This window comes from Pseudomonas antarctica (assembly GCF_900624995.1).
In the GTDB taxonomy this organism is placed as follows: domain Bacteria; phylum Pseudomonadota; class Gammaproteobacteria; order Pseudomonadales; family Pseudomonadaceae; genus Aquipseudomonas; species Aquipseudomonas antarctica.
The window spans coordinates 1-6498 of sequence record NZ_UYXQ01000172.1; the positions used below are offsets into that span (position 1 = coordinate 1).

At 62.2% G+C, this 6498-nt stretch carries 6 protein-coding genes and 1 pseudogene; 3 read left to right on the forward strand and 4 right to left on the reverse strand.

The window, feature by feature from the left end; translation table 11 throughout:
* Both E0F99_RS28195 and xylB read left to right on the forward strand, forming a co-directional pair.
* A partial coding sequence (locus tag E0F99_RS28195) for a substrate-binding domain-containing protein (RefSeq protein ID WP_130909068.1) occupies positions 1–662 on the forward strand: 662 nt, incomplete at its 5' end.
* 16 nt (positions 663–678) lie between these two features.
* Positions 679–2139 (forward strand): xylulokinase, encoded by a 1461-nt coding sequence (gene xylB / locus E0F99_RS28200; RefSeq protein WP_083358441.1) that lies wholly within the window; start codon positions 679–681, stop codon positions 2137–2139.
* Positions 2140–2239: 100 nt separating this feature from the next.
* Here the strand turns inward: xylB and E0F99_RS28205 are convergent, their stop codons facing one another.
* A complete protein-coding gene (locus E0F99_RS28205) occupies positions 2240–2683 on the reverse strand; it encodes an Lrp/AsnC family transcriptional regulator (RefSeq protein WP_083358440.1) in 444 nt (147 codons plus the stop codon).
* Between the two features lie 109 nt (positions 2684–2792).
* Here E0F99_RS28205 and E0F99_RS28210 point away from each other — a divergent pair, with 109 nt between their 5' ends.
* The gene (locus E0F99_RS28210) at positions 2793–3698 is read left to right on the forward strand and encodes a DMT family transporter (protein WP_083358439.1); all 906 of its coding nucleotides are present in this window, start codon (positions 2793–2795) and stop codon (positions 3696–3698) included.
* Here E0F99_RS28210 and E0F99_RS28215 read toward each other — a convergent pair.
* The 3 genes and pseudogenes from E0F99_RS28215 to E0F99_RS28225 form a co-directional block, all read right to left on the reverse strand.
* Positions 3676–5655 carry a peptidase U32 family protein gene (locus tag E0F99_RS28215; protein WP_083360436.1) on the reverse strand — a complete coding sequence of 660 codons (1980 nt, stop codon included), beginning with the start codon at positions 5653–5655 and terminating at the stop codon, positions 3676–3678. The genes E0F99_RS28210 and E0F99_RS28215 overlap by 23 nt on opposite strands.
* A 149-nt stretch (positions 5656–5804) precedes the next feature.
* Positions 5805–6185 (reverse strand): RidA family protein, encoded by a 381-nt coding sequence (locus tag E0F99_RS28220; RefSeq protein ID WP_083358438.1) that lies wholly within the window; start codon positions 6183–6185, stop codon positions 5805–5807.
* Between the two features lie 72 nt (positions 6186–6257).
* A pseudogene (locus E0F99_RS28225) lies at positions 6258–6498 on the reverse strand (beta-ketoacyl-ACP synthase II); the annotation flags it as partial.

Consider the following 6498-nt stretch of genomic DNA (forward strand, 5'->3'; position numbering starts at 1 on the left):
TGCATCATCGGCGGGTTGACGGGATTTTGCTGGCACCGTCCACCGGGTCAAAAGCCCTGGAGTATCTGCAGGCCAATGAAATGCCGACGGTGCTGGTGGACCGCATGATGAGTGAGCAGTTTGACCAGATCGGAGTGGAAAATACCCAGTCCACCCAGGCGTTGGTCGCCCACCTGATTGAACACGGGCACCGTCGTATCGGCTTTATCGCCGGGCGTGCGGGGCTTGGCACGACCGATGAACGTGTGGCGGGTTATCGCGCAGCTTTACAGGCGGCAGGCGTAGCGTTCGACCCGCAGTTGCTGGTCAGTGGCGGCTCCAGCAGTGCGCCGGCGCGGGCCGCTACCGCGCAGTTACTGGGCCTGGCCGCGCCACCGACAGCGATCATGGCGGGCAATAACCTGATGACGCTTGGCGCCATGCACGCCCTGCGTGATGCGCACATTGATGTGCCGGGGCAAATGGCCTTGGTGGGCTTTGATGATTTTGACTGGGCGGATTTTTTCGTGCCGCGCCTGACCTTGATCGCCCAGCCGGTCAAGGAACTGGGCGCGCGCGCGGTGCAAATGCTCCTGCAACGCATGGCAACCCCTGCCGCGCCGGTTCAAAGCGTGCGCCTGGCGCCGAGCCTGCAATACCGTAATTCATGTGGCTGTATTTGATCGGAATGAACCACGTATGAGCAGTCCTGTTTCCCTCGGTATTGATCTGGGCACGTCGGAGCTCAAGGCGATCCTGTTAGACGCCAACGGCGCCGTGCTGGCCCATGCCGGTGTGCGTTTGGGTGTCTCGCGCCGTCACAGCGGCTGGTCCGAGCAGGCCCCGCAAGATTGGTGGCAGGCCTGTGTGCAGGCGCTCGCCCAGCTGCGTGAGCATGAGGCGTTCAATCGTGTGGCGTGCATCGGCCTGTCGGGGCAGATGCACGGCGCGGTACTGCTCGGTGACGACGACCGGGTGTTGTACCCGGCGATCCTGTGGGACGACTCGCGCGCTGTCGCCGAGGCGGAACAGCTTGGGCCCGGCTTTGCCGAGGTCACCGGCAGCTTGCCGATGGCCGGGCTGACCGCGCCGAAGCTGCTCTGTCTGCAACAGCATGAACCCGAGGTGTTCAAGGCGATTGACTGCGTGCTCTCGCCCAAGGATTACCTGCGTCTGCGCCTGTGTGGTGAGCGTATCAGCGAAATGTCGGATGCCGCCGGCACCCTATGGCTGGACGTGGCACACCGCGAATGGTTTACGCCGATGGTGCGTGCCACCGGGCTTACGCCCGCGCAGATGCCGAGGCTCGTAGAAGGCGGCGCCGCTGCGGGTCACGTGACGGCAAGCGGGCTGGGTTTGTCGCCCGGGGTGGTGATTGCCGGCGGCGGCGGCGATAACCCGGTGGCGGCCGTGGGCATCGGCGCAATCAATGCCGGTGACGGTTTCATCACCCTGGGCACCAGCGCGGCGCTTGTCGCGATCACCGACCACGCCGCCGGCAACCCGGCCAGTGCGGTGCACAGTTTCTGTCATGCATTACCCCACCGCTGGTACACCATGGGCGCCATGCTCGCCGGTGCCAGCTGTTTGCGTTGGGTGACCCGGCTGACGGGCATGCCGGATGAGCAAACGTTACTGGACCAGGTGCAGGCACAGTTGCCGATCGGCCAACCGGTGCCATTGGACACGCCGTTGTTTTTGCCGTACCTCGCCGGCGAACGCACGCCCCACAACGACCCTTTGCTGCGCGGCGGCTTTATGAGCCTGGGCCACGACTGCACACCGGCGATGCTCGGTTACGCAGTGATGGAAGGCGTGGGTTTCGGCTTGCTCGATGCGTTGCACGCGTTGCAATCGACCGGCGCCGACGTGCAAGCCTGCGCCCTGGTGGGCGGCGGTGCGCGCAGCGAGTATTGGGCGCAGTTGCTGGCCAATATCCTGCAGCGGGAAATCTTCACCTTGCACGGCAGTGAATTGAGCGCGTGTATTGGCGCAGCGAAGTTGGGGTTTGTAGCGATGGGGCAGGGTGCCGATTTGCTGGCGGCGGGGATGCCGGTCAAAGCCCGGTATAAACCTGACCTGATGCAGCAGCCGGTGTTGGAGGCGCGTTATCGCAAGTTTCAGGGTTTGCTGCCCGCCGCAAAGGCCCTTCACGACTAGCTTACTGTGGCCCGTGGGCTTGTTGTGATGAGCAGGCTCGCTGTGGCGAACGGGTTTCGTGTGGCAAGCCCGCTCGCCGCAGGAATCGGTTTGTTACGGTTCAGTCGTTGGTCAGCGGCGGCAAACGTCGCCTCACCGGGGTTTTCTTGACGATAGCGGTGTTGGTTTCGGCATACGCGTTGATCCGGTCGAGCAGGGTGTCGAGGTGGTCCATGGTGCGCACGTGCAGGCGCGCGATAAAACAGTCCTCGCCGGTGACCTTGTCGCACTCGGTGAATTCGGGAATCGCCTGGATCTGGCGCTCCACTTCCTGCAACTTGCCCGGCAACGGGCGGATGCGCACGATGGCTTGCAGCAGGTAGCCGAAGTGCTTGGGGTCGATGTCGACGGTGTAGTGCGTCAACACGCCGCGCTCCTCCAGGCGGCGCAGGCGTTCGCCGACGCTGGGCGAAGACAGCCCGGTGATCCCCGCCAAGGCTTTGAGCGACAGGCGTGAGTCATCCATTAAGGCCGCGATCAGTTGCTGGTCGATAGTGTCAATCATGCTGTGTGCCTAATAAGAAAAGGTGATTCCGGGGTTTTACCTTTTTTAGCCGCTGGAGCCGCTGACGAACAGATTGCCATAATTGAGCCTCACTTGAGGAGCTTCCATCGTGGACACATCTATTCGCCGCGGGTCGTGGGAAATGGTCGCCGCCATGCTGATTTCGGGCACCATTGGCTGGTGTGTGCTGGTGTCTGGCGTGTCGGTGATCGAAGTGGTGTTCTGGCGCTGCGTGATCGGCGCACTGACGCTGTTGCTGGTGTGCGCGTTCTTGGGGTACTTGAGGCTGGACCTGCTCAGCTGGGCCACGCTTGGGCTGGCGATGCTCAGTGGCGTGGCCATTGTCGGCAACTGGGTGTTGCTGTTCGAATCCTATTCCCGTGCTTCCATCGCGATCAGTACGGCGGTGTACAACGTGCAGCCGTTCATATTGGTGATGCTGGCGGCGGTGTTTCTCGGGGAAAAGATCACGCTGCAAAAACTCGCGTGGTTGAGCGTGGCGTTCTTGGGCATGTTGGCGATTGTTACCGCCCATGGCGACACGCAGAACGGTGGCGGGGATTACCTGGCAGGTATCGCCCTGGCACTTGGCGCGGCATTTTTGTACGCGATTGCGGCGCTGATCATCAAGCGTTTGAAGGCGGTGCCGCCGCATTTGATGGCGTTGATTCAAGTGATCACCGGCGCACTGTTGCTGGCCCCGTCAGTACCTTGGAACAGCCTGCCTGCAGCGCCCCATGCCTGGGCTGCGCTGGTCACGCTGGGCGTGGTGCACACCGGTTTGATGTATGTGTTGTTGTACGGGGCGATCCAGAAACTGCCGACCGCCATTACCGGCGCGCTGTCGTTCATCTACCCGATTGCGGCGATTTTTGTCGACTGGATTGCCTTTGGGCATCGCCTGGGTTGGCTGCAATGGCTGGGGGTTGCGGCGATTCTGCTGGCGGCAGCGGGGTTGCAGCGGGGCTGGTGGTGGCCCCGCTCCCCAAGGGTTAGTGCGTGCCCTGAAAGATGATATTTTCCGGGTCAAAATGGCCCACGCCGCTGCCCGGCTGTGGCAAGCCCAGGATATGCCCCTTGATCTTGCCCACCACGTGCATTTCGCACGGCTTGCAGTCGAACTTCAAGGTCAGCACCTCATCGCCGTGAATCAGCTGCATCGGCGCCACCTTGGTCTTTACGCCCGTGACACCCTTGGCCTGTTTAGGGCACAGGTTGAACGAGAACCGCAGGCAGTGCTTGGTGATCATCACCGGCACTTCGCCGGTTTCTTCGTGGGCCTCGAAGGCCGCGTCGATCAGCTTCACGCCGTGACGGTAGTAGAAGTCACGGGCTTTCTGGTTGTACACGTTGGCGAGGAACGACAAGTGCGCTTCCGGGTACACCGGCGGCGGCGAGGTCTCGGCCTTGCGCCCACCGCGCGGGTGAGCCGCGACCCGCGCAGTGGTCAGCGCTTCGATCACCTCACGGCGCAATGCCTTGAGCTGCGAATTAGGGATAAAGAACGCTTGTGGCGCGTCCAGCTCGATGTGCGTGGCGTGATACTCGGTGGTGCCGAGTTGGCCAAGCAGGTCGCGCAAGGTGTCCAGCGCCTGTTCCGGCTTGTTGGCCACGCCGAACGGGCCGGGCAGGGTGACGCTGGCGCTGATGCCTTCTTCGCTGGTGGCGGTCACGACCAACTGATCTTCACGCAGGCGTGCCACCCACGCTAGACCTATACGGCGTTCGGCCGAGGTCTTGAGCAGCGCCTGTTGCCAGTTATGGTCCAGGTTACGATTCAGCGGATGGTTCGGGCGCAGTTGATGCAGGCCGGCTGGCATTTCATTCGGCTCGACGCGGTAGCGGTAGCGTTTCTTGCCGTCTTCTTCGAACTCGCCTTTGGGTTCTGCAATGTTGGCGCGAAAGCCCACCACTTCGCGCTTGACCAGCACGTTGAGGCCGTCGCCGTTGGACAGCGGCTCATGGGTGACCACCTGCAAATCACGCTTGCCGGCTTTTTCCACCACACCCACCGGCAGGCCGGTGAAAGTGGGGGTGTCGAAGGCGCCGATGTCGATCTTGCGGTCGGTGACGAAGTAGTCGGTGCTGCCACGGTGGAAGGTTTTTTCCGGGTCGGGCAGGAAGAAATGCGCGGTACGGCCGCTGGAAGCGCGGGCCAGGTCGGGGCGGTCTTCGAGCACGTCGTCGAGGCGCTGGCGGTAATAGGCGGTGATGTTCTTCACATAGCCCATGTCCTTGTAGCGGCCTTCGATCTTGAACGAGCGCACACCGGCTTCGACCAGCGCGCGGATGTTGGCGCTCTGGTTGTTGTCTTTCATCGACAGCAGGTGTTTTTCAAAGGCCACGACGCGGCCTTGATCATCTTTCAAGGTGTACGGCAGGCGGCAGGCCTGGGAGCAGTCGCCACGGTTGGCGCTGCGGCCATTCTGCGCGTGGGAGATATTGCACTGCCCGGAGAACGCCACGCACAGCGCGCCGTGGATAAAGAACTCGATGGCGGCATCGGTTTCATCAGCGATGGCGCGGATTTCCTGCAGGTTCAGCTCACGGGCCAAGACCAACTGCGAGAAACCGGCCTGGTCGAGAAACTTGGCACGGCCCAGGGTACGGATATCGGTCTGGGTACTGGCGTGCAGCTCGATCGGCGGAATATCCAGCTCCATTACGCCCAGGTCTTGCACGATCAACGCATCGACACCGGCGTCGTACAGCTGATGAATCAGCTTGCGCGCAGGTTCCAGCTCGTTGTCATGCAAGATGGTGTTGATGGTGGTGAACACACGGGCGTGGTAACGATGGGCGAATTCGACCAGTTGAGCGATATCGCTCACCTCGTTACACGCATTGTGGCGGGCGCCGAAGCTCGGGCCGCCGATGTAGATGGCGTCGGCGCCATGCAAGATAGCCTCGCGCGCGATGGCGACATCGCGGGCGGGGCTGAGCAATTCCAGGTGATGCTTGGGCAAGGACATAGTTTTTTTAGTCAGGCTTGTCACGGTCGAGGCGCGCATTGTAGCTGTGAAATGCCTGACCGGCATCTACCACAGGGCTGTCAGGCAATGCGCGAAGGCGACGCCGGTGCAGTGTGGGCGCTGGCTTGATGTGTATTGCCAGTAAGAACTCAGGCCTTCGCCGCCATCGCGGTGACTTCCACACGCATGCCTTCCACGGCCAATGCAGCCACGCCGACGGCCGCACGAACCGGCCACGGCTTGGCGAAATAGCGTTTGTAAACTTCGTTGAAGGCTGCACGGTCAGCCATATCGGTGAGGTAGATAGTCAGGTGCATCACCCGGTCCATGGAACTGCCGGCTTTCTCCAGCGCGACTTTCAGCGCTTGCAGGGTGCATTCGCTTTGGGCGCTGATGTCGCCCAGTTCCAGGCTGCCGTCGGCACGGGTCGGGATTTGGGTGGAAACCAGGATGCCGTTGAAGCCGACGACATCGGAAGAAATCGAGTCGGCATCCGGGTCGGGGGTGTAGGTCAGGTCGTGGTTGGCCATGGGCGCCTCTTGTTGGCTTTAACAGAAGGCGCACATGGTCCCCGAAAATGACCGCAGGGGCAAACGAGGGGGTTACGCCCAGCGGCGGAACAGCACGCTGGCATTGACGCCGCCAAAGCCGAAGCCGTTGGACAGCGCATATTCAATCGGCATGTGCCGGGGCTCACCGCGCACCATGTCCAAACCGTCGGTGAGCGTGTCCGGGTTTTCCAGGTTGAGCGTCACGGGGGCGACCTGATCGCGCAGGGCGAGTACGGTAAAGATCGCTTCGATCCCGCCCGCCGCCCCCATGCCATGGCACGGGGGAGATTTG